Here is a 25918-nt window from a genome sequence, read left to right as displayed (position 1 = left end):
GACCCTCATGTCGACCGGTTTCGGTGCCGCTTTCGACCGGTCTCGGCAAGGGGATGCGGGTCCGGAGTGTGGTTCGTCCTGACGGGGCGTCGCCTTTGGAGTACGGTCGGGGCCATGCCAGTGAAGCGAGCGATGCCAGCGGTGATCCCAGCGCGGAGCCGGGCCCTGCGCCCGGGCGGCGACCTCCTGCTTAGCCGCCGCGGCGGGGCCTGACAGGCCGGCACCCCGACCGCGGCGATCCGCGTTGCCGGCCGCCGGGCGCCCAGCGCGCCCGACCGCCGCCACTGACCTCAGGAGCCCCACCATGCGCACCGCACTGCCCGCCCCCCAGCAGCCCTCCGGCATGCCCTTCGCCAAGTACCGCCCCTTCCAGGACACCGTCGTCACCGACCTGCCGGACCGGACCTGGCCCGCCAAGCGCCTCACCGCCGCCCCCCGCTGGCTGTCCACCGACCTGCGCGATGGCAACCAGAGCCTCATCGAGCCCATGGGGCCCGAGGCCAAGCGCGCCATCTTCGACCTCCTCGTGCGCATCGGCTTCAAGGAGATCGAAGTCGGCTTCCCCGCCGCCTCCCAGACCGACTTCGACTTCGTGCGCAGTCTCGTCGACGACGGCGCCATCCCCGAGGACGTCACCATCTCCGTGCTCACCCAGTCCCGCGAGGATCTCATCGACCGCACCCTGGACGCCTGCGTCGGCATCCCGCGCGCCACCGTCCATCTCTACAACGCTCTTTCCCCCCTCTTCCGGGATGTCGTCTTCCGCATGGGCAAGGACGACATCCGCGAGCTCGCCGTCGACGGCACCCGCATGGTCATGGCCCGCGCCGAGAAGATCCTCAGCGAGGACACGATCTTCGGCTACGAGTACTCCCCGGAGATCTTCGTCGACACCGAGCGCGACTACACCCTGGAGGTCTGTGAGGCCGTCATGGGTGCCTGGGAGCCGGGCGAGGACCGCGAGATCATCCTCAACCTGCCCGCCACCGTCGAGCGCGCCACCCCCAACGTTTACGCCGACCAGATCGAGTGGGTGAGCCGCCACCTGTCGCATCGCGAGCACGTGTGCCTCTCCCTGCACAACCACAATGACCGCGGTTCGGGCGTGGCCGCCGCCGAGCTCGGCCTGCTCGCGGGCGGTCAGCGGGTCGAGGGCTGCCTCTTCGGGCACGGCGAGCGCACCGGCAACGTGGACCTCGTCACCCTGGCCCTCAACCTCTTCAGCCAGGGCATCGACCCCATGCTCGACCTGTCCGACATCGATGAGGTGCGCCGCGTCGTCGAGCGCTCCACCCAGATGGACGTCCCCCCGCGCACGCCCTATTCCGGGGACCTCGTCTACACCTCCTTCTCCGGTTCCCACCAGGACGCCATCAAGAAGGGCTTCGCCGCGCGCGCCAAGGCCGTCGAGGCCAGGCGCGCCGAGGGACTCGAGGATGACGCCGCCGAGATCGCCGTGCCCTGGTCCATGCCCTACCTGCCGATCGACCCCCACGACGTGGGCCGCTCTTACGAGGCCGTCGTGCGCGTCAACTCCCAGTCGGGCAAGGGCGGGGTCGCCTACCTGCTCAAGAACAGCCACAACCTGGACCTGCCGCGCCGTCTCCAGATCGAGTTCTCCCGCATCATCCAGCGCCATACCGACACCTACGGCGGCGAGGTCGACGCGACGTTGCTCTGGCGCATCTTCGCCGACGAGTACCTGCCCATCGATGCCGTCATCCACCGCGACGGACTGGAGGACCTGGCGGCCTGGGGGCGCTTCGAGTTCAAGGGCGCCACGCTCACCTCCACCCATGATGAGGACTCGATCCTCACCGTCACGCTCACCGACGAGGGGGAGAAGCGCCTGCTCACCGCCTCCGGCAACGGACCCGTGGACGCCTTCACCTCTGCCCTGGAGCAGACCGGCGTGTCCATCCGCATCCTCGACTACGCCGAGCACGCCCTGTCCGAGGGGCGCGATGCCACCGCTGCCTCCTACGTCGAATGCGAGGTGGACGGCCAGGTCCTGTGGGGCGTCGGCCTCGACCCCTCCATCACGACCGCCTCCTTCAAGGCGATCATCTCCGCCGTCAACCGCGCTCTGCGCTGAGGCCGCCCACCGGGCGGTCCCCGGGGGCGGGGCATGGCGCGGCGCCCCGCCTCGCCCCCGGAGGGCGCGGCGCGTGAGAGGATCTGGCCCGTGCAGAGGCTCTACCGCGACGAGGCCCTCGTCCTGCGCACCCACAAGCTGGGTGAGGCCGACCGCATCATCGTCATGCTCACCCGGCACCACGGGCAGGCCCGGGCCGTCGCCAAGGGCGTGCGGCGCACCACCTCTCGTTTCGGCGCGCGCCTCGAGCCCTTCTCCATGATCGACGTCCAGCTCCATGCCGGGCGCAGCCTCGACGTCGTCACCCAGGTCGAGACCATCGACCCTTTCAGCCGCCCGATTGCCACCGACTACGCCATGTTCACCTGCGCGCAGACCATGGCCGAGACCGCCGAGCGCCTCACCGAGGACGACGGCGACCTCGGCACCGGCGACTCCCCCCAGCAGTTCCTCCTCCTCTACGGGGCCCTCGCCGCCCTCGCCCGCAGGCGCCATGCCCCTGGCCTTGTCCTCGACTCCTACCTCCTGCGCGCTCTCGCCCTGGCCGGCTGGGCTCCATCGTGCTTCGATTGCGCCATCTGCGGTGCCCCCGGACCTCACACGGCCTTCCACGTCCAGGCCGGCGGTGCTGTCTGCGAGAGCTGTCGACCCGCCGGGAGTGTCACCGTCGACCCCGGAGCCATGGCGCTCATGGGGGCCCTCCTATCCGGCGACTGGCGGCTCGCCGACGCCTCGACCACCCGGGACCGGGCCCAGGCCTCCGGGCTCGTCTCCGCCTACACCACCTGGCACCTGGAGCGCCGCCTGCGGTCCCTCGCCCTCGTCGAAAGAGCCTGATATGCCTACCGCCCCCGATCCCACTACCGCGCCCGAATCCGTTCCGCTGCACCGCGATGGGCTCACTCCTCCGCTCATTGCCGCGACTGCGCTCCCCGAGCACGTCGCCCTCGTCATGGACGGCAATGGGCGTTGGGCCAACAGCCGGGGCCTGGCCCGCACCGAGGGGCATCGAATCGGTGAGGCCACCATGATGGATGTCATCGCCGGTGGCGTCGAGCTCGGCATCAAGGAGATGAGCGTCTATGCCTTCTCCACGGAGAACTGGCGCCGCAGCCCGGCAGAGGTCCGCTTCCTCATGGGCTTCGCCCGCACTGTCCTGCGCGCTCAGACTGACGATCTCAATGACTGGGGCGTGCAGGTCCGGTGGGTCGGACGCGAGCCCAAGCTGTGGAAGTCCGTCCTCAAGGAGGTGCGCCGCGCCGAGCGTATCACCGCGGGCAACTCCACCATGGTGCTCAACATGTGCCTCAACTACGGGGGCCGCGCCGAGATCGCCGACGCCGCCCGGGCCATCGGGCAGGAGATCGCCGCCGGCCGCCTCAAGCCAGCTTCCATCACGGAGAAGACGATCCAGCGCTACCTCTACTCCCCGGCCATGCGCGACGTCGACCTCTTCATCCGCACATCCGGCGAGCAGCGCACCTCCAACTTCCTCATGTGGTCCTCGGCCTACGCCGAGCTCTACTTCACCGATCTGCCCTGGCCCGAGTTCAATCGGGCCGAGCTGTGGCGGGCCTGCGTCGCCTACGCTTCCAGGAACCGCCGTTTCGGGGGAGCGATCGACGCCGTCGCGGGGAAGGCGGAGGACGGGCAGTAGCGCCCGCGCCGCCCGCCGACTCAGGGCAGCGGGCGCCCCGCCCTCATCTCACCGATGAGCTGCTCGACGACGCCTTCCAGACCGGAGTCGTCGTGGGCCCAACGCTGGCGCTCGTACCCGGCGCCGCTGGTGAGGATCCCCTGAACGAGCGCCAGGTCATCCGCGCAGCCCAGTCGTTGCGCCACCGGCTCAAGTTCGGTTGCGAGGGCGCTCAGGGACTGGCGCAGGGGCGCCTGCTCGCCGTCGGGACTCGTCACGATGGTCGCGTCCAGCCCGTAACGGGCCGAGCGCCACTTGTTCTCCGCCAGGAACCAGCGGGGCAGACGGGCCAGGGGGAGCCCCTCATCGAGCCGTTGCGAGGCGGACTCCACGAGACACTGCGTGAGCGCTGCGATCGCCCGCACCTCCAGGAGGTTGGAGGAGGCGTCACAGATCCTCGCCTCGATCGTTCCGAAGCCGGGGGAGGGGCGCACGTCCCAGCGCAGCTCGTTGAAGCTCTTGATCGCTCCCGCCCGCAACATCGACTCCGTGAGAGCCTCCAGCCCGGCCCAATCCCCCGGCCACTCCGGCAGGCCCGCGTGGGGCAGCTGGCGGAAGATCCAGGCGCGGTTGTCCGCGTAGCCGGTGTCCTCCCCATCCCAGAACGGCGAGGCCGCCGCCAGCGATTGCAAGTGGGGCAGGTGGGCGAGCAGGTGCTCGCCGATGGGAAGGACCTTGGCCCGATCCTCCACCCCCACATGCACATGGGTGCCGAAGATGAGCATCTGACGGCCCCAGTACCGGGTGCGGTCCACCAGTGCGCCGTAGCGCTCGGACTCGGACACGCCCTGACTGGCCGGTGAGACGAAGGGATGCGTGCCCGATCCCACCAGCACAGCCTCATGCGCCTCGACGAAGGGCGCGAGCATGTCCAGGGCGATGCCCATATCCTCGGCGCATCCGGCGACCGTCCTCCGGGGCCTGCTCACCAGCTCGAGGGTGTTACGCAGCATCTCGGCATGGATCCGCCCATGGGCGGGGTGGGCGTGCGCGAACTCGGCGAGGATCTCCGGGGCGCAGGGCACGGGGCGCAGTGTCGCGGGATCGATGATCTGCAACTCCCACTCCACCCCGATGGTGGAGCGGGCCGAGGCGGCGAATCTCAGGGACATGGCGGGTCCCTCCTACGTGGTAGGGCTGTGCGCGTAGCGGCTGGCGAAGGCGGTGATGAGCGCGTTGGCGCCGGTGACGTCGGCGCTGTCGCAGCGCTCGATGACGGCGGCTCGCTCCTCGGGCGGGTAGTAGGCGCCCCCGTACTGGGCGATGCGGATGCGCATGCCCTCGGTGGTGATCTCCGGGTGGAACTGGGTGCCGTACACGTGCTCGCCCCAGCGGGCCATCTGCACCTGGCAGGTGGCGCCGGTCAGCAGGATCGTCCCGCCACCGGGAAGAGCGCCATCGGGTCCGACGGCGAGGGAGTCGGCGTGCCCCACATAGCCCCGTAGCGCTGCGGGGAGCCTGCCCGTGACCGGGTCGGCGAGCCCGGCCTCAGTGGGCGCCAGGTGCGGCGCGCTCAAGTCCTCGCTTTGAGCGCTCGTGAGGCCTCCGCCCAGGGCGAGCGCGATCGCCTGGAGGCCGAAGCATAGGGCCAGGGTGGGCCGGTCCTCGGCCACGAGCCTCCCGGCCAGCGCCACTGCGCGGCGGCGCATCCGCTCCAGCGCCGCCAGCCCCCCGGCGGGAGGGCGGGCGGCATCGTGGGCCGGATCGGGGCGGATGCCGAAGGGGGAACCCGTGATCGTCACCGCCCAGTAGCGATCCAGGTCGATCTCCTCGGGCTCGGGGGCGCCTGCCTCCAGGAGGTGGATGGTCTCGATGCCGTGCTCGGGGTCGAGACCGCCCCACTCGATGAGGGTGGCGAGCTCGTCGTCGGCGATGGGCCCGGGCTCGCGGCACACGGCCACGAGCAGGGGGCGCGCGGGGACGGGGCTGTCAGCGCGGGGGGATCGGCCCGGGCGCTCGTCGATCATCAACTGCCTCCTGACGGCGGGGTGCGGAGCGAACAGCAGAGATCATCGCATCGATGAGCGCCGCGGGGGCGTATCCGCCCACGAGGAGGATGACGATCATCGCTCCTGGCGAGACCGGGATGATGCGGGTGATGACGACTCCGGCCGCGCAGGATGCCACGCCGACGCCCATGGCCAGCGCCATGGCGCGGCCGGGGGAGTGGGTGAGGATGTGGAGAGATCGCCACTGGGACGATCATGACGCCCCCGGCGATGATGCGGTGGAAGAGAATGGACGGGGCGATGTCGCCCCGCCGCGGCGCCGCGTCTGTCAGGCGTCGTCGCCCTCGGCGCGCGCCGAGCAGTCCCGGCACAGCCCGAAGAACTCCGCCACGTGCTCCATCTGGGTGAACCCGGCGGCCGTGCCCACCCTCTCGATCCAGGCCTCGAGCTCCTCTCCGGCGACCTCCTCGGTGCGTCCGCAGTTGCGGCACACGATGTGGTGGTGATGACCCACCCGCTCGCAGGAGCGGTAGAGGATCTCGCCGTCGGCGCTGCGGACCTGGTCCACCTGCCCGCTGTCCGCCAGGGCCGTGAGATTGCGGTAGACCGTGGCCAGCCCCACCTTCGTGCCCTCCGCCTCCAGGGCGGCGTAGATCTGCTGGGCGGAGCGGAACTCTGCGGTGCGCTGAAGGATCCCCGCCACGGCGGCGCGCTGGCGCGTGGCGCGGGGCCTGGCCGCCGTCGAGCCCGCGGTGGACTTGGAGGGGGTGTCGCCCGCCGTCCTGCTCACAATATGGCCTCGATTCTCATCGTCGGCGCGATCGCGCCAGTGCTCAAGGGGTACTGGGGAGCCCGGCACGAGAGCGCGCCCAGCGTCGGCCCGCCCTCATCATCTCACCGACGGGTGCCTCGGTGTGGCAATGCTCGTCACAGGCGAGGACCGCCTCTCGGCAGGCCGGGCGGGGTGTCGTCGGGGAGGCGCGGTGCTGCGCTTAGACTGTCGGCACTCGTTCCCACCATCCAGGTGCGGACAACGACGGAATGATTCAGGAGACACCCGGTGGCACAGAACTCCTCCACACTCGATCGCGTCATCAACCTGGCCAAGCGCCGCGGCTTCGTGTTCCCCTGCGGCGAGATCTACGGCGGCACGCGTTCCGCCTGGGATTACGGCCCGCTCGGCGTCGAGCTCAAGGAGAACATCAAGAAGCAGTGGTGGCTGGCGATGGTCCGCTCCCGCGACGACGTTGTGGGCCTGGACTCCTCGGTCATCCTGCCCCGCGAGACCTGGGTCGCCTCCGGCCACGTGGGTGCTTTCACCGACCCGCTCGTTGAGTCCCTGCACACCCACAAGCGCTACCGCGCCGACCAGCTCATCGAGGAGTACGCCGAGCGCAAGGGCCTCGACCCCGACGCCGTCACGCTCGACCAGGTCCCCGACCCCGAGACCGGCCAGAGCGGGAGCTGGACCGAGCCCCGCGAATTCTCCGGTCTGCTCAAGACCTACCTCGGGCCTGTCGATGACGAGGCGGGCCTGCACTACCTGCGCCCCGAGACCGCCCAGGGGATCTTCATCAACTTCGCCAACGTCATGAGCGCCGCCCGCAAGAAGCCTCCCTTCGGCATCGGCCAGGTCGGCAAGTCCTTCCGCAACGAGATCACCCCGGGCAACTTCATCTTCCGCACCCGCGAGTTCGAGCAGATGGAGATGGAGTTCTTCTGCAAGCCGGGAACCGACGAGGAGTGGCACCAGTACTGGATCGACTACCGGCGCGACTGGTACATCGACCTGGGCATCGACCCCGACAACCTGCGTCTCTACGAGCACCCCAAGGAGAAGCTCTCCCATTACTCCAAGCGCACGGTCGACCTGGAGTACCGCTTCGGCTTCGCCGGCTCGGAGTGGGGCGAGCTCGAGGGCATCGCCAACCGCACGGACTTCGACCTGTCCACCCACGCCGAGCACTCCGGCAAGGACCTGTCCTACTTCGACCAGACCACCAACGAGCGCTGGGTTCCCTACGTCATCGAGCCCGCCGCCGGCCTGACCCGCTCCATGATGGCCTTCCTCGTCGAGGCCTACCACGAGGACCAGGCCCCCAACACCAAGGGCGGGCTCGACACCCGCGTGGTCCTCAAGCTCGACGCGCGCCTGGCCCCGGTCAAGGCCGCCGTCCTGCCGCTGAGCCGCAAGGAGGAGCTCACCGGCCCCGCCAAGGCCGTCGCCTCGCGCCTGCGCCGCCTGTGGAACGTCGAGTACGACGACGCGGGGGCGGTGGGCCGCCGCTACCGCCGCCAGGACGAGATCGGCACGCCGCTGTGCCTCACCTACGACTTCGACTCCCCGGAGGACGGGGCCGTCACGGTGCGCGAGCGCGACACCATGGTCCAGGAGCGCGTGCCCTTGGAGGGCATCGAGCGCTACCTGGCCGAGCGGCTCGCCGGCTGCTGACGGCGCCCGGCATGTCGGGGCACTCCCACCACCACGGCGCCTCGCCCGTCACGGTGGGCGAGGCGCGCCGCGTGAGGATCGTGCTGGCGGCGATCATCGTGCCGATCGTCCTGGCCACCCTCGTGGGGCTGGCGCTGCTGTGGCCGGGGAAGGGCTCCCTCGTGGGCTCGCGGCCCTTCGCCGTCGGGGGGTCCTCCATGGAGACCGCCACGGTCACCTCCACCTCCGTATCCGACTGCGAGGACTCCGCCAAGGTCCTCAGCGGGATCTCCAACGGCTCACTGCTCACCGACGCCCTGTGCGCCGAGATCACCAGTGGTGAGGGCAAGGGCCTCGTCGTGCCGGTCCATATCCCGCCCGAGTCGGCGCGCGTCGCCCATCCCGGTGACTCCATGAAGGTGCTCTACACGCCCCAGGCGCTCGCCGGCGGCACCCCCTACGTCTTCGTCGACTACCAGCGGAGCCTGCCGATCGGGCTGTTGGCGGCCGTCTACCTCGTGCTCGTGCTCGCGGTGGCCGGCAAGCGCGGCGCGCTCAGCGTCCTGGGCCTGCTCATGGCCACCGCCGTGCTCATGGGCTTCATGATCCCCGCGCTGCTCGCCGGGGAGAACGCGCTGGCCGTCACCCTCACCGGCTCGCTGGCGATGATGCTCATGGCGGTCTACGTGGCGCACGGGGTATCCGTGCGCACCACCACCGCGCTGCTGGGCACCTTCGCCGGCGTCATCATCACCGTGCTGCTCGCGCTGTGGGGGACGAGCTCATCCAACCTGACCGGCGCCGTCGAGGACACCGCCCTCACCCTCAACGGGCTCGTGGGCGAGGCCGGCGTTCAGCTCGACCTGCGGGCCCTGCTCACCTGCGGGATGGTGGTGGCGGGGCTCGGCGTCCTCAACGACGTCACCATCACGCAGGCCTCGGCCGTCTGGGAGCTGCACGCCGCCAACCCCGCCATGCCCCGGGGCCGCCTGTTTACCGGTGGCATGAGGATCGGGCGCGACCACATCGCATCCACCGTCTACACCCTCGCCTTCGCCTACGCGGGCACCGCGCTCCCGCTCATCCTCTCCGCCGCGCTCATCGACCGCTCCGTGATCGACACCCTGCTCAGCGGGGAGATCGGGGAGGAGATCGTGCGCACGCTCGTGTCCTCGATCGGGCTCGTCCTGGCGATCCCCGCGACCACGGCCATCGCCACCATCCTGTGCCGCACCGGTGGGGCGGGGCAGAGCGCCGATGGCACGAAGGGCTTGGCCGGCCCGGGGGCGGCCGCCCCTGAGGGCCCGGCTCAGCCCCCCGAGACGTCCGACTCCGCCTCGCCCAGCAGTTCGGCCTGATCGGCGTCGAGCACGGGGGAGTCCAGCCAGCCATCGGGCAGGTGAGGGCGCTTCGGATGGCCCGCGCGGCCACGGGGCCCCTCGACGGTCTCGCCGGGGTAGGGCACCTGGGCGGGCAGGTGCGAGCGCATGGTCCCCAGGGCGGCGTCGAGCTCGGCCAACGAGCCCACCCGCATGAGCGCGTTGCGGGCAGCCCCGCCCACCGGGTAGCCCTTGAGGTACCAGCCCACGTGCTTGCGCAGGTCGCGCACGCCCCGGTCCTCACCCATCTCATCGGCCAGCAGCCGGGCGTGCTCGCGGATGACGGCGATGACGGCGTCGAGATCCGGGCGGGTGCGGGAGGCCTCGCCGCGCATGGCGGCGACGATGTCGGCGAAGAGCCATGGGCGCCCTTGGCAGCCGCGCCCCACGACCACGCCGTCGCAGCCGGTGGCGGCCATCATGCGTACGGCGTCATCCCCCACCCAGATGTCCCCGTTGCCCAGCACCGGCAGGCGCGTGGACTCCTTGAGCTCGGCGATGCGGGCCCAGTCGGCCTGGCCCGAGTAGTGCTGCCGGGCGGTGCGCGCATGCAGCGCGACGGCGGCGATGCCGGCATTCTCCGCCGCCCGGGCGGCATCGAGGAAGGTCTCGTGGGACTCGTCGATCCCCACACGCATCTTCATCGTCACCGGTACCTCCCGTGAGCGGCGGGCGGCCCGGACGGCGTTCTCCGCGGCGCCCACGCACTCGCGCAGGATCGCGGCGAGCAGGTCCCGCTTCCACGGCAGGGCCGCGCCCCCGCCCTTGCGGGTCACCTTGGGCACGGGGCAGCCGAAGTTGAGGTCGATGTGGTCGGCGAGGTCCTCCTCGACGAGGATGCGCACGGCTCTGCCCGCGATGACGGGGTCGACGCCGTAGAGCTGGATTGAGCGGACCCGCTCGGCGGGGTCGGTGCGCACCATGGCGAGGGTCTTCTCATTGCGCTCCACGAGGGCCCGGGTGGTGACCATCTCCGTGACGTACAGGCCTGCGGGCGCCCGCAGGCCGCCGCCGTCGGTGGGGACCGGGCCCGGGGAGGAGGGGCGCAGGGCGTCGGGGAGCGCGGATTCGGCGGCCTGGCGGCACAGCCGGCGGAAGGAGGCGTTCGTGACGCCCGCCATCGGAGCGAGGACCACGGGCATGGGCACCTCGATGGGGCCCAGGCGCAGCGGGGCGGGGGAGTGCGAAGGGGCGATCACGCGCTCATGCTGGCACGGAGTCGCCTCCCCGGGGACGGCGCCACCCCGTAGGCTGTGCCTGTGACGGCTGTGACGGGCCCGGGAGGGGCCATGAATCCGAGGGATCCGAGCCCGGGCGCATCTCCCGGGCTGCTGCGGGGGCGCACGATCCTCATCACCGGGGTCATGCGCCCCTCCTCGATCGCCGCCTCCGTGGCCCGCGCCGCCGCTGAGCAGGGCGCCCGCGTCATCCTCACCGCGCACCCGCGCGCCCGGGCCCTGACGGAGTCCGTCGCCGCGCTGCAGGGCCTGGCCGAGCCCGTGGTGGGGCTCGATGCGGCCGATCCCGCGTTCCTGGCCGCGCTGCCGGGCGAGTTGGAGCGCCTTGGCGTGGTGCGGCTCGACGGCCTCGTCCACTCGATCGCCCGTGCCAGCCGCGACCTCCTCGGGACGGTGCTGCCCGCCGGCTCGGGGGAGGATGACGACGGCGAGCGGGCGAGGGCGCGCCTGGAGGAGGCGGGGGAGGCGCGCATGGCGGCGCTCCGCGACGCCTTCATCGTCTCCGCCGCGTCCCTGGCCGCGCTCGCCGAGGCGACGGCGCCGCTGCTGGGGCGGGGGAGCTCTGTGCTCGCCCTCACCTTCGACACCTCCCGCGTTTACCCCGGATACGGCTGGATGGGACCGCTCAAGGCCGCCCTCGAGGCCTCGGTGCGGGCCCTCGCCGTCGAGCTCGGGCCCAGGGGAGTGCGGGTCAACGCCCTGTCCGCCGGGCCGCTGCGCACGACGGCGGCCTCCGCGATCCCCGGTTTCGATGATCTCGTGGGCGGCTGGGGGGCGGTCGCCCCGCTCGGCTGGGACCCCAACGACGCCTCGCCGGTGGCGCGCACCGCCGTCGCCCTCCTGTCCGACTGGATGCCCGCGACCACCGGGGCCGTTATCCACGCCGACGGTGGGGCGACCCTGTGATCGCGGGCGTCGTCCGGCACCGCCCCGGCCACCGATCCGCACGCCCTCAACCCGCGAGGAGGACCCATGACTGAGACCGCCCCCGACGCCGCTGTTGGCGCCGCCGATGCCGCTGAGGCCCGCACGCTCGTCCTCATCCGCCACGCCCGTGCCGCCGCGGCGCCCACGGATATCGAGCGCCCACTGTCCGACGCCGGCGCGGCGCAGGCCCGGGCCCTGGCGGCGGTCCTCGCCACCCGGGTGGGGAGCGCCGACCTGCTCATCGTCTCGCCCGCGGAGCGCGCGCGGCAGACCTCCCAGCCGATCGCCGAGAGGCTGTCCCCGGGGCGAGCCCTCGTGGAGGAGGACGTGTACTTCGGGGGAGGCCGGGCCGTCCTCGAGCTGGTGCGTCAGGCGGGGCCGGGCGCGCGCACGGTGATCGTGGTGGGGCACGAGCCGACGACCTCCGAGCTCGCCGCCTATCTCGATGGGGGAGTGAGCGACCTCGGGCGGCGGGTCTCCTACGGCATGTCGACCGCCAACGCCGCCGTCCTGCGGGTGGGCTCGCCGTGGAACGCCCTCACCGGCGGCACCGCCGAGGTCATCGATCTTCTCACCCCCGCCCATTAGTCGCCGTCATGAGCGCTCTGCGGAAGTGGCCCGCAAAGAGGCGTGGAGGGGACCGGCAGCGCGCCTGTGGAAGCGCGATGGGAGCCTGCTCGTTCCAAGGGCGTGATCAAGAAGGTGTGGTGATGAGTTGGATGCTTAGTCTGTGGCGCTCCAGGCCTTAGTCAAGAGGTACAAGACCGACAGACGGAGTGATCCAATTTTACCAATTGATGGCGTCAAGTCGTTGATTGAATATATTGATGCGCTAGGTATCGAGCCTCATCATCTACTTGATCGCATTCCGAGGGATATCCATGCTACTAAAATTTCTATGAATGCGCATTCAAAGCAGAGAGATTCCTTACTAGTGTTCTTTCGAGATATATTTAATGATCCACAAAAAAGAGATAGTATGGCGATGCTCAATTCTGATCCGGTGACAACGATTGCTAATCATCGCGACCTCGGTTCTGGCCAGTATAATTCGATTATCGACTCTCTTATGCGCATGCATTGCAACCGACTGAATTCAGCGAACAGGGAATTTGAAACCGATATTCTATGGATGTTGAGGAAGATAATCCATCGATACACCTATCTAGAAAGGGGATGATTGCTGCGGAAACTGAGTTTGAGTCACGGCAATTGATGCGCGGGGCGGCTCCTCTGTCCCGGACAATGAGCATTGCTTGGAGTCGAATCGACAGAAGCGCGCGTCGCCGCTTCGCCGTGATCGGAATATTGTCGATAGTGGCCGGTATTCTCCCTGGGGCGCAAGTATATGCGGTCGGAGTTCTCGTATCGTCAGTCGTGGACAGTGCTGGTCATAGAGGGTACCTCGTTTGGGCCATCGTGTTCGGACTGATTGTTTTCGTGAAATACATTCTCGAGAACATGATCAAATTCCTTGGAGATACCTTAACTTTAAGGCTATCGTATGACATAGAGATCGATGTGGCTCAACGACTGGGGGGCATGGAGGTGCAAAATTTTGAATCCTCAAAGACGTATGACATCATCCAACGTGTGAACGAATCGACGGGTGAGCACGTCTACGGTTTGTTCGATACGCTGAGATCTGCGATCCAATCGCTGCTGTCGCTGCTGAGCATATGCGCAGTGCTCTGGCAATGGAGCCCTGTTATAGCATCGATACTCCTTGTCGCCCCTATCCCTGGATGCGTTGCTACTTTTCGCGTTCAAACGAGGGCTTATGATATAGAGTACGAGCGTGCCACGAAGGCTAGGCTGGCGGGATACTTCCGCGGCTTGCTCATGTCGGATAGCGCCAAGAAGGAAACTCGCCTATTCCGCCTGGATGAACTGTTCACGGACTCGTATTCGTTGATCAAGAAAAATTTCTTGCGCCAAGACATCGGCCTGGCGCGCTTCACTCTCCTCCAGGCCGGAGGCCTTGGGATGGTCTCTGTGCTCGCCAGCTTCGGCGCAGTGGTTTACGCGGCAATTGTTGCCGGGGCGCATAATAGGGTGGGCGAGCTTGCGGGATTTATTTCGGCCACTACTCAGGTCGGCCCATTAGTGCTCGCGGCGTTCATCGGCTTCACAGGCATTTATCAGCATCTTCTTTATGTGTCAAATTGGGCGGCACTGGTCGATACGAAACCCGCCCGTATCGCTGAAGGCGCGTTCCGAGGGCCTTCCGGTGGGTGCGGCGGCTCAGTGGAGTTCCGTAATGTGAGCTTCCGATATCCTGGGACTGATGTTCTCGCGTTGAATGATGTTTCCTTTTCGATCGACAGTGGCAGCATCACCGCTTTTGTCGGAGTCAACGGTTGCGGCAAATCAACGATATGTAAATTGCTGCTAAGGTTCTATGAGCCGGATGAAGGGGAAATTTTCGTTGATGGCCGCCCCATCGGAGAGCTGTCGCGAGAATATTTATACTCATGGTCCTCCGCTCTTTTCCAAGATTTCGTTAAATATGAGAGATCGTTGCGAGACAATATTGAATACGGCTATCCGCGAGATCGCGGCACCGCTGATGATGAACGGCTCTGGGATTCTCTTGAAGCGGTCGGACTGAGGGATTGGGCCATGTCCCTGCCTGAGCGGTTGGACACGATGCTGGGGCGGCATTTTGAGGGAGGTCATCAACCGTCTATTGGGCAGTGGCAGCGGATCGCGGCTGCGAGGGCCTTGGTGAAGAAGCCTCGCCTGTTGGTCCTTGACGAGCCGACCGCTTCTGTGGACGCGGTCTCGGAGAAGATACTTTTCGAGGCCATGGCCGCGCTTGGGGGCGAGACGACAGTCGTGCTCGTCTCGCATAGATTCGCCACAGTGGCTCATGCGGACAGGATCATCGTCGTCGATGATGGTGCGGTCGTTGGCGTTGGCAGGCACGCGGACTTAATGGAAGGCTGCGCGCATTATCGCAATATGTATGACGCCCAGGCCCTGCAGGGCCGTTGATCGGTCCTGCCGGAAACAGCGCACACAGCGTCCCGGGGGGCGCCTATGATGTCGCTGCCTATCTTGGAATTGTCCTTGAGGGCCACGGGGAGGCCCATGGAATCTGTCGGACGCAACGAAGGGGGTGGATCATCTCGGATATGGTGAAGGATTTGATCTCGCAGAGGGATGGGGGGAGTGCTCTCGCGCCCTGTCCCGCGTCCTCGGAAGGCCGCGAACGGGTTCGTGGGCAGGCGGAAGCCTCCGGTAGGACGCGGGTCACCGCGCTCACGGCCCTTCAGGGGCCTTCATGGCCCGCGCTAACGCACTCCTGACGCCTGAGGGTAGGCGTCGTCCGGCCTCGACGAATTGCTGTCCTGCGGCTCATGCGTCGATGGGAACCCCACCGTGTCGCCTGGCACCTGTGCCCACTCCGGTACCACCGTCGAGCGCGTCGGTGGTCGGCGCCGGGGCGGTGGCCTCGCTCGGGCCGGCGGCCGCCAGTTGGGTGGGAGGGGCCCCGCTGGCCTCGGGCGGGGCGGGGTCCTTGGCACGGGCCGTCAGCGGTGCTGGGTCTAGGGCGCGGTAGGCCGCCAGGGCAAGGGCCCCGCCCACCCCTAGCGCCAGGCCCCACCACCAACCTGTGGAAAACCCTCACCACCAGCACTGTCCTGTGGACGGCCAACCGGTCTCGCCCATGTTTTCGACCGGTCTCGCGAAAGGGGGCGGTGCGGCTAGAGGAGGTCGAGCACGAGGCGCAGGTCGCGCGCGTCGATCCGCGCCGGGGCCTGCTCGCGGACCACCGGTTTGGCGCAGAACGCGATCCCGAGGCCCGCCGCGTGGATCATATCGAGATCATTCGCGCCGTCGCCCACCGCCACCGTGCGCTCCATCGGCACCGAGCGCTCAGCCGCCCACTGGCGCAGGCAGGCCTCCTTCACGCCTCGATCCACGATCCTCCCCAGGACCCGCCCGGTGAGGTGCCCATCGGCGACCTCCAGCCGGTTGGCGGCCACATGATCGATCCCCAGGCGCTCGGCCAGGGGCAGGACGACCTCCTCGAAGCCCCCTGAGACCACGCCCACGGCGCAGCCCCGCTCATGCAGACCCGTGATGAGGCCCGCCGCCCCGCGCGTCAGGCGTATCTCGGCCAGGACTTCGGCGAATACTGTCTCCGGCACGCCCACCAGCGTCGCCACCCGCTCGCGCAGCGAGGCCGCGAAGTCCAACTCGCCGCGCATCGCCCGCTCAGTGACGGCGGCGACCTCCTCTCGAGTCCCCGCCCGCTCGGCGATGAGCTCGATGACCTCCTGCTCGATGAGCGTGGAGTCCACGTCCATCACCAGCAGGCCCGGTCCCGTGCTCATATTGCTCCCAACGACGTCGCCCGTGCCGCCCGGCCCCTCGCCGAGCGCGTCCCCGGGGCCGGCCTGGGATCGGCCGGCCCCGGGGAGTGCCTCAGCGCGTGACAACCTTGCCCTTGGGGACCACGGTGATGCCGGACTCGGTGACGGTAAAGCCGCGCTCGAGGTCGTGCTCGCGATCAATGCCGACCATCGCGCCCTCCTCGATCACCACGTGCTTGTCGAGGATCGCGCGGTTAACCACTGTGTTCCGGCCGATCTGCGCGCCGTCCATGACCACCGACGAGCGCACCGAGGACCACGAGTTCACTCGCACCGACGGCGAGAGCACCGAGGAGATCACCTCGCCACCGGAGACGATGACGCCGGGCGAGACGATCGAGTCAACGGCGTGCCCCAGGCGCTCGTGGTGCGCGTAGATGAACTTCGCCGGGGGCATCGAGGCGTCATATCCGGCGAACAGCGGCCAGCGGTCGTTGTACAGGTTGAACACGGGGCTGACGCTGATGAGGTCCTGGTGGGCCTCGTAGAAGGCGTCCACCGTCCCGACGTCGCGCCAGTAGCTGCGGTCGCGCTCGCTTGCCCCGGGGACGTCGTTGTCCTTGAAGTCGTAGACGCCGGCTTCGCCCCGGGAGACGAACCACGGCACGATGTTGCCGCCCATGTCGTGCTTGGAGGACTCGTCGGCGGCGTCCGCGGTCACGGCCTCCAGGAGGGCGTCGGCGTTCATGATGTAGTTCCCCATCGAGGCGAGGATCTCGTCGGGGGAGTCGGGCAGCCCGGGGGTGTTCTTCGGCTTCTCCACGAAGGCCTTGATGACGCCCCGGTTGGCCGGGTCGGACTCGATGACGCCGAACTGGTCCGCCAGGGACCGCGGCTGGCGGATGCCCGCGACGGTGCAGGGCAGTCCGGAGGCGATGTGGTGGTCCAGCATCTGGGAGAAGTCCATGCGGTAGATGTTGTCCGCGCCGGTGATCACCACGTAGTCCGGCCGCTCGTCGTCGAGCAGGTTGAGGGACTGGTAGATCGCGTCCGCCGAGCCGAGGAACCAGTGCTTGCCCACGCGCTGCTGCGCGGGCACGGGCGCGATGTAGTTGCCCAGCATGTTCGACAGGCGCCAGGTCTTGGCGATGTGGCGGTCCAGCGAGTGCGACTTGTACTGGGTCAGCACGACGACCTTGAGGAAGCCGCTGTTGATCATGTTGGACAGGGAGAAATCGATGAGCCGGTAGATCCCGCCGAAGGGCACGGCGGGCTTGGCCCGATCGACGGTCAGGGGCATGAGGCGCTTGCCTTCACCGCCGGCGAGGATGATTGCGAGGACACGAGGGGAAGCCATGGGACCACCTTACGGTGATCGGGGCCACTCATGTGACCGGTTTGGGATGCGGGTTGACATCTGACCTCATGGCGAGGCGTCGGAGAAGGGCTGAAACCCCGGCGGCGCACCGCCCGATCCCGCTACGGTTGCACTGAGGCCCGCATCACGGCCGACGGCGCCCTGGCCCGCAGGGCGGCCCCGAACGCGCAGCCGAGGAGGCATAGGCACATGGCGTCACTGAGAGTCGATCTGCTTACCAAGGAGTACCCGCCGTTCATCTATGGAGGCGCTGGCGTCCACGTCAACGAGCTCGCGCGCGTGCTGCGGCCCCTGGCCGATGTGCGCGTCCACGCCTTCGGGGGGCCCCGCGACCCGGGCAGTGAGGGGGCCGACGACGGCGTCACAGGCTACCCGGAGATCGCGGAGCTGGATGGCGCGAACGCGGCGCTGCGCACCTTCGGCGTCGACCTGGAGATCGCCGCTGGCTGCGAGGGCGCCGACATCGTCCACTCCCACACCTGGTACGCCAACCTCGCCGGTCACCTCGCCTCCCTCCTCCACGGCGCCCCGCACATCATCTCCGCCCACTCCCTGGAGCCCCTGCGCCCGTGGAAGGCCGAGCAGCTCGGCGGGGGCTACGCCCTGTCCTCCTGGGCCGAGCGCACCGCATACGAGGCCGCCGCCGGCGTCATCGCCGTCTCCAACGGCATGCGCGCCGACATCCTGCGCTCCTACCCGGCCATCGACCCCGAGCGGGTCAAGGTGGTCCACAATGGCATCGACCTCGACGCCTGGCAGCGCCCCACCGGCCCAGAGGCCGACGCTGCATCCACCGCCGTCCTGGAACGACTGGGCATCGACCCCTCGCGCCCCACGATCGTGTTCGTCGGACGCATCACCCGCCAGAAGGGCCTGCCCTACCTGCTGCGCGCCTGCGAGCTCCTGCCCGCCGAGGTCCAGGTGATCCTGTGCGCCGGCGCACCGGACACCGCAGAGATCAAAGCGGAGGTCGAGGGCCTCGTGGCGGGGCTGCGTGAGAAGCGCACCGGCGTGGTGTGGATCGAGGAGATGCTGCCGCGGCCCGAGCTCATCGCCGTCCTGTCCGCCTCCGACGTCTTCGTGTGCCCGAGCGTCTACGAGCCCCTGGGCATCGTCAACCTCGAGGCCATGGCCTGCGGGCTGCCCGTCGTCGGCTCGGCCACGGGTGGCATCCCGGATGTCATCGTCGACGGTGAGACCGGCCTCCTCGTGCCCATCGAGCAGGTCACCGACGGCACCGGGACCCCCGTGGAGCCCGAGACCTTCATCCAGGACCTCGCCGAGCGCCTCACCTCGCTCGTCATGGATGAGGCCCTGGCCCGGCGCATGGGCCGGGCGGCTCGCACTCGCGTTGAGCAGCACTTCTCCTGGGAGGCGATCGCCCAGCGCACGATGGAGGTCTACCGCTGGGTGCTCGATCGCGGCTGATCTCTCGATCGCGGTCCCGCCTCGGTCTCGCACAGGCTCCGGGGCGGGCCGGGACCGGGGCGTCCTCAGCGCGCCCCGGCCCACCAGTCCGTCGCCGCGGCCACGCCGCGGCGCGCGGTGTCCCGCAGAGGTCGCAGCACCCGCGCCCTCCGCTCGGCCTGGAGTGCCGTCGCCGCGGCGCCGTCGTCGTCCAGCGCGATCTCGCAGATGCCCAGGAGGCGAAGTGAGCGCTCCAGGAGCTCGCGGCGCCGCTGGTCCATCCCCGGTGGCAGGAGGCGCGGGTCGGCGACAGCGGTGATGAGATCCGTCAGATCGTCGGCCAGCTCGGGACGCTCCCGGGCCAGGTCCAGCTCGGTGAGCGCCTCGATGGCCTCCTCCGTCGCCGCATGAACCTGGGTGCGCGCGTGCGCGGCATCGAAGGGAGGGATTGCCGGAGCGGGGCCCGTGGGCCCAGTGCCCAGATCGACGAGGCGCCACACCGCGCTCGTTCCCGACGGCTCGGGGATGAGCAGGCGCGTCCGGGCCTCATGCGGGCCGCCTCGTGCTGCTGCGGTCCGCAGCAGCACCGCCTCACCGGCGTCGAGCGCCGAGCCCAGTCCCGGCAGGGGATCGGAGGGGCTGGGGAAAACCGCCGCCACCCGCTCGGGCCGTCCCACCAGGGTCATCCACTCCAGCAGGGGCACCTCGCCGCCGAGCTCCGGAGCGGCGACCGTGTGGGCGCCGTCGGCGCCCTCGACGGCAGCGGCGCCACGCGAGGAAGGCACGGGCAGCCACAGGGCGAGCAGGATCGAGGGGCGCAGGTCGAGGTCAGTCACGCTGCGCACCCTAAACCGTTGGGAGCGCTGCGATTGCGAGGCCGCACCGCGCTGCGGGGACGTAAAATGCCGGTACCCCGTCCCCGCTGGACCGGTCTCGATCGAGGAGGGGAGAGTTCCTCGCGAGTGCTTGCGGCTCAGGTCACGCGGGTGGGATAGGGTGATCCCGTGACCCGTGTTCTTCTCCTCGACGACGTCTCCCTCCACCGCGGGAGCACGCAGATCCTCGACCACCTCTCCTGGAGGGTCGACGAGGGGCAGCACTGGGTGGTCCTCGGGCCCAACGGCGCTGGCAAGACCACGGCCGCCCGCATCGCGGGGGCCCGGCTCTTCCCCTCCTCCGGGGCCGTGGAGGTCCTGGGGCGGCGGCTGGGCAGGGTGGACATCTCCGAGCTCCACCCCCGCATCGGGCTGAGCTCATCGGCCATGGCCTCCACTTTCCAGGCGGGCGACCGCATCCTCGACATCGTCCTGTCGGCCTCCTACGGCCGCATCGGCGTCTGGCGGGAGGAGTACGAGGACAAGGACACCGAGCGCGCTACCGCGCTGCTCACGGCGCTCGGCTCGGGCGCGCTCATCGAGCGCCCCTGGGCGAGCCTGTCCTCCGGCGAGCGCAAGCGCGTGGAGATCGCCCGCGCCCTCATGCCCGACCCCGAGCTCCTCATCCTCGACGAGCCCGCCTCGGGGCTCGACGTCGCCGGGCGCGAGCAGCTGCTGGGAGCGCTCAGCCAGATCGTGGCCACGCCCTCCTCCCCGACGATGATCATGGTCACCCACCACTTGGAGGAGATCCCGGTGGGCTTCACCCACGCCCTCGCCCTGCGCGACGGGCGGGCCGTGGGCGCTGGAGCGCTCGACGAGGTTCTCACCAGCTCGACCATGTCGGCCGCCTTCGGCCTGCCCCTGGAGATCGCGAGGGATCGCGGGCGCTTCACCGCCCGCGGACTCAGCGGCCCCGCCGTTCGTTCCGGTGATCACCAGTCCTGAGCCGGGCCCGGATCCGGTCTGGGCGATCGGCCCTGCAGGCCCCATCCCCGTCCCACTCGTCAACCACAGCCCAGTCATCGGGCAGAAAGCGAGAGCCCTATGGAATGGGCCTGGTGGCTTGGCGCCGCCCTCATCCTGGCCATCGTCGAGACCCTCTCGGCCGATCTCACCTTCCTGATGCTCGCAGGGGGCGCGCTCGGCGGCATGAGCGCCTCCCTCCTGGGGGCGCCGCTGTGGCTGCAGGTCATCGTGGCCGCCGGGATCGCCGGCCTGCTGCTCCTCGCCGTCCGCCCGGTCCTCAAGCGCCGCATATCCTCCTCGGCGCCGGGGATGCGCACCAACGCGGACGCCATCATCGGCTCAGCCGGGCGCACCCTGACCGCCGTGGACACTCTGGGCGGGCGCGTCCGCCTGGGCGGCGCGGAGTGGAGCGCCCGCCTGACCGAGGGCCAGGGGAGCGGCGTGCGCCTCGAGCCCGGCACCCCCATCACCGTCCTGTCGATCGACGGCGCCACCGCCGTCGTCGCCCCCACCGACTGACCAGAATCTGACCCGGGGCCTGCCCGCCCTCGCGCGGCGGCCCCATATCTACGGATCAAGGAGCTGATATGGAGAACGCCATCCTCGTCATCCTCGGCCTATTCCTCCTGCTCGTCCTCGTGGCGATCGTGCGCGCCGTGAGGATCGTGCCCCAGTCATACGCGATCATCGTTGAGCGCCTGGGCAAGTTCCAGGCCGAGTACGGTGCGGGCATGCACCTCCTGGTGCCCTTCTTGGACCGCGTGCGCACCACCGTGGACCTGCGCGAGCAGGTTGTGTCCTTCCCGCCGCAGCCGGTCATCACCTCCGACAACCTCGTGGTGTCCATCGACTCGGTCATCTACTACCAGATCAACGACCCCAAGCGCGCCACCTACGAGATTTCCAACTACCTTCAGGCGATCGAGCAGCTCACCGTCACCACGCTGCGCAACGTCATCGGTGCCATGGACCTGGAGCAGACGCTGACCAGCCGCGACCAGATCAACGGTCAACTGCGCGGCGTCCTCGACCAGGCCACCGGCCGCTGGGGCATCCGCGTGGGCAATGTGGAGCTGAAGTCCATCGACCCGCCCGCCTCCATCCAGGGCGCCATGGAGCAGCAGATGCGCGCTGAGCGCGACCGCCGTGCCGCCATCCTCACGGCCGAGGGCGTCAAGCAGTCCCAGATCCTCACGGCCGAGGGCGATAAGCAGTCCGCGATTCTGCGGGCCGAGGGCCAGGCCCAGTCCGCGATCCTCAAGGCCCAGGGCGAGTCCCGCGCCATCCTCCAGGTCTTCGACGCCATCCACCGCGGCAATCCCGACCCCAAGCTGCTGGCCTACCAGTACCTGCAAACGCTGCCCAAGATCGCCGACGGGCAGTCCTCCAAGATGTGGGTGGTGCCTACGGAGTTCACCGCGGCTCTCAACGGCATCGCCGGTGCGCTGGGCGGAAAGGGCGTCGACGGCCCGTCGGCCGCCTTCGCCGACGCTGGTGACTCCGGTGAGGCCCAGGTGAATCTGGCCGGCATGGAGACGGGTCTCGACATCGCCTCCGACCTGGCCGCCACGAACCTACAGACCCCCGAGGAGGCCCTGGCGCAGGCCCGCGGCGAGGCGGCCTCCGCCTCGCAGGAGGCGGCCGAGGCGCCGCAGTCCGCCGGTGGGGCCAACCCGGTGACCTCCTCCCTCCCGCCGTCGCGGGGCGGCGCGCACCGCCAGGAGCCCGAGCCCCCGCAGCAGGGGTGAGGCGCGTCCCAAAACCCGATGGCGCAACGGGGAGACATGGAATCGGCCGACCGGCCGTCCTAGTCTCCCCGTTGTGCTGCCCGTCCCCTCACGCTCCCCGCTCGTTCCCGTCCCCTGTCGTCCCCTCCACCAGGGAGCCGTGCGATGATCGTCCCCGTCGAGCACGGCAATGACGACCGCCTCGCCGACTACACGCGCCTGACCGACGTCGCCTTGCGCCGCCGCCTCGAGACCGTGCGCGGACTGTACATGGCCGAATCCACCAAGGTGATCGCCAGGGCCGTGGAGGCGGGGCACGCTCCCCGCTCCTTCCTCATGGCCCCCCGCTACCTGGACGAGATGGCGCCGCTCATCGCAGCGGCCTTCGGCTGCCAGGGCGATCCCGAGGGCGGCCCCGTGCCCGTCTACGTCGCCGAGGAGGCTGTGCTGGAGTCCATCACCGGATTCCACCTCCATCGGGGAGCGCTTGCAGCCATGAACCGCCCTGTTCTCGCCCCGGTCCCCCAGTTGCTCGCGGCGGCCCGCGGGGGAACGGGCGCCCGCCGGGTGGTGGTTCTCGAGGACCTCGTCGACCACACGAACGTGGGCGCGGCCTTCCGCTCCGCGGCCGCCCTGGGGATGGACGCCGTGCTCGTCACACCGCGCTGCGCCGACCCGCTCTACCGGCGCAGCGTGCGCGTCTCCATGGGTACCGTCTTCCAGGTGCCGTGGACGCGCATCGATCCCTGGCCGGCCCTCGATGACCTCCACGCAGCGGGCTTCACCGTGGCGGCCATGGCCCTGTCCGAGGACTCGATGAGCCTCGACGCCTTCGCCGCCTCACCCGCCTGCGCCTCCCCGCGATCCCGAGTCGCCCTTGTACTGGGCACCGAGGGCGACGGGCTGCGACGGCGCACCGTGAGCGCCTGCGACGCCGTCGTGCGCATTCCCATGGCCGGAGGAGTGGACTCCCTCAACGTGGCCGCCGCGGCCGCCGTCGCCTTCTGGGCGCTGCGAGTCCCGGGGGAGGGCTGAGGGGCCCGGCTCTCGATCCCGGGCTCCTGCCCGCTCTTCCCAGCGCGGCGGTGAAACTGAGGGCCGACGCCCCAGCGGGCGCCGACCCTCAGAACCGGAACCGTCCGGTCAGTCCTCGCCAGAGGATCAGTCCAGGATCAATCCTTGGCGGTGATGCGCAGGAGCGTGGCGCCCCGCTCGATGCTGCCGGAGGCCACCAGCTCGACGGAGGCGAACTTCGCGGTGTTGGTGACGAGCACCGGGGTGGTCAGCGAGTAGCCGGCCTCCTCGACGACGGCGCGGTCGACGCGCACGAGCTCCTGGCCGGCCTCGACCCGATCGCCCTGCTTGACCTTGACGTCGAAGCCCTTGCCCTCCAGGTTGACGGTGTCGATGCCCACGTGGATGAGCAGTTCGACGCCGTTGTCCAGGTTGATGCCGTAGGCGTGGCCAGAGGCGGGGGCGGCGACGACCGTCCCGGCAGCGGGGGCCGTCACGACGATCTCGCCCGAGGGCGTCACGCCGGCGCCGGCACCGACGGCCCCGGTGGAGAACACCGGGTCTGGCACATCGGCCAGGGCCGTGACATCACCGACGAGCGGAGAGGCGATCTCGGTCACCGTGCCGGGCTTGAGCGCCTCAGCAGTGGCACCGGCAGCGCTAGCGGCTCTGGCCTCGAGCGCCAGATCCGCAGCGGTGTCCTCGGCGGAGGCCTCGGCGGTGCCGCCGGCGGCAGCGGCCATGGCGGCGCGCTCCTCCTTCGTGCGGTAGTCGGTGAGGATGATGAGCACCATCGCGGTGGTGAAGGCCGCCGCGATGCCCACGACGTAGAGGAACATCGGGGAGAAGACCGGGATGGTCAGCAGGGAGGTGAACACGAAGGTCGAGGCCTTCAGGCCACCGCCGATGCCGACGATGAGACCGCCGACGGCGCAGCCGACGAGCATGCGCGGGTAGATCCGCTTGAAACGCAGGTGGATACCGTAGAGAGAGGGCTCGGAGATACCACCGAGGAGGCCTGCGGCGAGAGCGCCCGAGGCGGTCTGGCGCATGACGCGGTCCTTGTCGCGGATGGCCAGGACGAGCACACCGGCGGTGGCGCCGAAGCAGGCGAAGTTCCAGGCTCCCATGGGGCCCTGGATGAAGTCGTAGCCCAGGGTGTCGATGTTGATGAGCATGAGCGCGTTGAGCGGCCAGTGCAGGCCCAGCGGCACCAGGAAGGGGTAGAGCAGCGGGATGACGATCGCGAAGACAATCGGAGCGCTGCTGTTGAGCCATGCCAGGCCGGCGCCGATGGCGCTGCCGGCCCACACTCCGATGGGGCCCAGGAGGAAGGCGGTGACCGGCATCATGATGACGAAGGAGAGGAAGGGGACGAAGACCATCTGGAGATTGACCGGGATGAGCTTCTGCAGACCCTTGTACAGCGGCGCGAGAACCGCGACCATGATGAGGGGGACGAACACCTGGCCGCCGTAGTCATTGAGCTGCATGGGCAGGCCGAAGATGTGCGCGACGCAGGACTCGGTGCCCAGCGTGGGGTTCATCGTGCAGGTGACCTGGTCGGAGAATTTCAGGGCCTCGGCGAACATGCCCGAGCCCTCGGCGGTCTCGGTGTAGGCCTTGGAGCTCAGGCTCATGAAGTTCGGGGTCAGCAGCGCGGCCATGATGGCCGTGCCGACCCAGGGGTCGATGTTGAGCTTCTTGGCGGCGTTGTAGGCCACCATGATCGGCAGGAAGTAGAACACCGAGCGCCACATGGAGTCCACGAAGACCCAGGTGGCGCCCTTGGCCGCGTCGTCCCGGAAGTCGACGACGCCCAGCGCGTCGAGCATCGCCTCGAAGGCGATGATGAGCGAGGCGCCGAGCAGCACGGGAAGCAGCGGGCGGAAGGAGTCGGAGAGGTACTCGAAGAAGGCGTCGATGATCGCGTTCTTCCCGCGGGCCTTGGAGCGGGCGGCCGCTTTGACGTCGGCGTCGGACACGGCCCCGGCGCTCTTCTTCATCGCTGGCAGGTTCATGATCTCGGTGTACACGCCCTGGACGGCGCCGCCGATGACGATCTGGTAGCGGTCGCCGGACTGGGGAACCGCGCCGAGGACTCCGGGGATGGCCTCGACGGCGGCCTTGTCGATGACCGAGGCGTCGTGGAGTTCGAACCGGAGGCGGGTGGCGCAGTGCGTGAGGTGGACGATGTTGTCCGCCCCGCCGACCGCGTCGAGGATAGCCTCGGGCGTGCTCGTGGTGGTGGTCATGGCGTGGGGGTGCCTTTCTGACGTATGGCCCGACGGCGGGCAGTGCCGTCGGCATAGCGATTCTCCGGGCCCAGGGATCGGCCGCGCGGGCGGACGGGCACGGGGATGCCGCATTGCTGAGATGTTACAGCCCTGTGAGGGCTGCCTCAATCCTGCGCGGGTCTCGGCGTCGTACCGGGAGCGTGACCCGTCGTACCGGAGCGGGAACCCGGCCCTCGTCCGCGCGGCTCCGTCGGGAGCGCGCCGCCGCGCCCCG

At 69.3% G+C, this 25918-nt stretch carries 22 protein-coding genes; 13 read left to right on the top strand and 9 right to left on the bottom strand.

The window, feature by feature from the left end:
• Nucleotides 1-304 precede the first annotated feature (304 nt).
• The 3 genes from leuA (at nt 305) to uppS (ending at nt 3752) form a co-directional block, all read left to right on the top strand.
• Nucleotides 305-2095, top strand: coding sequence for a 2-isopropylmalate synthase (gene leuA / locus B6G06_RS05325; protein WP_080462760.1), 1791 nt, complete (start codon nt 305-307; stop codon nt 2093-2095).
• Nucleotides 2096-2185: 90 nt separating this feature from the next.
• Entirely contained in the window at nt 2186-2932 is a 747-nt protein-coding gene (recO, locus tag B6G06_RS05320; protein ID WP_081171341.1) for a DNA repair protein RecO, read from the top strand.
• Nucleotide 2933: 1 nt separating this feature from the next.
• The gene (gene uppS / locus B6G06_RS05315) at nt 2934-3752 is read left to right on the top strand and encodes a polyprenyl diphosphate synthase (RefSeq protein WP_081171339.1); all 819 of its coding nucleotides are present in this window, start codon (nt 2934-2936) and stop codon (nt 3750-3752) included.
• A gap of 20 nt (nt 3753-3772) precedes the next feature.
• Here the strand turns inward: uppS and B6G06_RS05310 are convergent, their stop codons facing one another.
• The 4 genes from B6G06_RS05310 to B6G06_RS05295 all read right to left on the bottom strand — a co-directional run bounded on the left by B6G06_RS05310 (nt 3773) and on the right by B6G06_RS05295 (nt 6530).
• On the bottom strand, nt 3773-4903 hold the full coding sequence (locus B6G06_RS05310; RefSeq protein ID WP_080462757.1) for a carboxylate-amine ligase: 1131 nt from the start codon (nt 4901-4903) through the stop codon (nt 3773-3775).
• Nucleotides 4904-4915: 12 nt separating this feature from the next.
• Entirely contained in the window at nt 4916-5758 is an 843-nt protein-coding gene (locus B6G06_RS05305) for a glutamine amidotransferase-related protein (protein ID WP_081171337.1), read from the bottom strand.
• Nucleotides 5721-5942, bottom strand: a complete 222-nt coding sequence (locus B6G06_RS05300) for a hypothetical protein (protein WP_205635442.1) — start codon at nt 5940-5942, stop codon at nt 5721-5723. Before B6G06_RS05300 ends, B6G06_RS05305 begins: the two co-directional genes overlap by 38 nt.
• 126 nt (nt 5943-6068) lie before the next feature.
• Nucleotides 6069-6530, bottom strand: a complete 462-nt coding sequence (locus B6G06_RS05295; RefSeq protein WP_080462755.1) for a Fur family transcriptional regulator — start codon at nt 6528-6530, stop codon at nt 6069-6071.
• A 270-nt stretch (nt 6531-6800) separates the two neighbouring features.
• On the opposite strand from B6G06_RS05295, the gene B6G06_RS05290 reads away from it, so the two are divergent.
• Both B6G06_RS05290 and B6G06_RS05285 read left to right on the top strand, forming a co-directional pair.
• Nucleotides 6801-8192, top strand: coding sequence for a glycine--tRNA ligase (locus tag B6G06_RS05290; RefSeq protein ID WP_081171333.1), 1392 nt, complete (start codon nt 6801-6803; stop codon nt 8190-8192).
• Between the two features lie 11 nt (nt 8193-8203).
• On the top strand, nt 8204-9529 hold the full coding sequence (locus B6G06_RS05285) for a YibE/F family protein (RefSeq protein WP_081171331.1): 1326 nt from the start codon (nt 8204-8206) through the stop codon (nt 9527-9529).
• On the opposite strand, the gene dusB is transcribed toward B6G06_RS05285, so the two are convergent.
• Nucleotides 9481-10749, bottom strand: coding sequence for a tRNA dihydrouridine synthase DusB (gene dusB / locus B6G06_RS05280; protein WP_080462752.1), 1269 nt, complete (start codon nt 10747-10749; stop codon nt 9481-9483). The two genes, B6G06_RS05285 and dusB, sit on opposite strands and share 49 nt — an antisense overlap.
• Nucleotides 10750-10839: 90 nt before the next feature.
• On the opposite strand from dusB, the gene B6G06_RS05275 reads away from it, so the two are divergent.
• The 3 genes from B6G06_RS05275 (at nt 10840) to B6G06_RS05265 (ending at nt 14712) form a co-directional block, all read left to right on the top strand.
• Nucleotides 10840-11694: an SDR family oxidoreductase gene (locus B6G06_RS05275; RefSeq protein WP_081171329.1), complete on the top strand. Its 855-nt coding sequence runs from the start codon at nt 10840-10842 to the stop codon at nt 11692-11694.
• Nucleotides 11695-11760: 66 nt separating this feature from the next.
• Complete coding sequence (locus B6G06_RS05270) at nt 11761-12303, top strand: SixA phosphatase family protein (protein WP_080462750.1); 543 nt, start codon at nt 11761-11763, stop codon at nt 12301-12303.
• A gap of 540 nt (nt 12304-12843) precedes the next feature.
• Nucleotides 12844-14712, top strand: coding sequence for an ABC transporter ATP-binding protein (locus B6G06_RS05265; RefSeq protein ID WP_081171327.1), 1869 nt, complete (start codon nt 12844-12846; stop codon nt 14710-14712).
• A 713-nt stretch (nt 14713-15425) separates the two neighbouring features.
• On the opposite strand, the gene serB is transcribed toward B6G06_RS05265, so the two are convergent.
• Nucleotides 15426-16058, bottom strand: coding sequence for a phosphoserine phosphatase SerB (gene serB / locus B6G06_RS05260; protein ID WP_080462748.1), 633 nt, complete (start codon nt 16056-16058; stop codon nt 15426-15428).
• A 91-nt stretch (nt 16059-16149) separates the two neighbouring features.
• Nucleotides 16150-17394: a glucose-1-phosphate adenylyltransferase gene (glgC, locus tag B6G06_RS05255; RefSeq protein WP_080462747.1), complete on the bottom strand. Its 1245-nt coding sequence runs from the start codon at nt 17392-17394 to the stop codon at nt 16150-16152.
• Nucleotides 17395-17613: 219 nt separating this feature from the next.
• On the opposite strand from glgC, the gene glgA reads away from it, so the two are divergent.
• Entirely contained in the window at nt 17614-18843 is a 1230-nt protein-coding gene (gene glgA, locus B6G06_RS05250) for a glycogen synthase (RefSeq protein ID WP_080462813.1), read from the top strand.
• Between the two features lie 65 nt (nt 18844-18908).
• Here glgA and B6G06_RS05245 read toward each other — a convergent pair whose 3' ends face one another.
• On the bottom strand, nt 18909-19658 hold the full coding sequence (locus B6G06_RS05245) for a hypothetical protein (RefSeq protein ID WP_080462746.1): 750 nt from the start codon (nt 19656-19658) through the stop codon (nt 18909-18911).
• A 168-nt stretch (nt 19659-19826) separates the two neighbouring features.
• Here B6G06_RS05245 and B6G06_RS05240 point away from each other — a divergent pair, with 168 nt between their 5' ends.
• The 4 genes from B6G06_RS05240 to B6G06_RS05225 all read left to right on the top strand — a co-directional run bounded on the left by B6G06_RS05240 (nt 19827) and on the right by B6G06_RS05225 (nt 23428).
• Nucleotides 19827-20645: an ABC transporter ATP-binding protein gene (locus B6G06_RS05240; RefSeq protein ID WP_081171325.1), complete on the top strand. Its 819-nt coding sequence runs from the start codon at nt 19827-19829 to the stop codon at nt 20643-20645.
• Between the two features lie 99 nt (nt 20646-20744).
• A complete protein-coding gene (locus tag B6G06_RS05235) occupies nt 20745-21185 on the top strand; it encodes an NfeD family protein (RefSeq protein ID WP_080462744.1) in 441 nt (146 codons plus the stop codon).
• A gap of 68 nt (nt 21186-21253) precedes the next feature.
• Entirely contained in the window at nt 21254-22414 is a 1161-nt protein-coding gene (locus B6G06_RS05230; RefSeq protein WP_080462743.1) for an SPFH domain-containing protein, read from the top strand.
• Nucleotides 22415-22558: 144 nt separating this feature from the next.
• Nucleotides 22559-23428 carry a TrmH family RNA methyltransferase gene (locus tag B6G06_RS05225; protein ID WP_081171323.1) on the top strand — a complete coding sequence of 290 codons (870 nt, stop codon included), beginning with the start codon at nt 22559-22561 and terminating at the stop codon, nt 23426-23428.
• Between the two features lie 137 nt (nt 23429-23565).
• On the opposite strand, the gene B6G06_RS05220 is transcribed toward B6G06_RS05225, so the two are convergent.
• Nucleotides 23566-25662 (bottom strand): glucose PTS transporter subunit IIA, encoded by a 2097-nt coding sequence (locus B6G06_RS05220; RefSeq protein WP_081171321.1) that lies wholly within the window; start codon nt 25660-25662, stop codon nt 23566-23568.
• Nucleotides 25663-25918: the final 256 nt, after the last annotated feature.

The sequence above is a fragment of the Actinomyces gaoshouyii genome, assembly GCF_002076915.1.
In the GTDB taxonomy this organism is placed as follows: domain Bacteria; phylum Actinomycetota; class Actinomycetes; order Actinomycetales; family Actinomycetaceae; genus Actinomyces; species Actinomyces gaoshouyii.
Note: the sequence above shows the minus strand (reverse complement) of the source record. Positions and strands in the feature narration are given on the sequence as shown.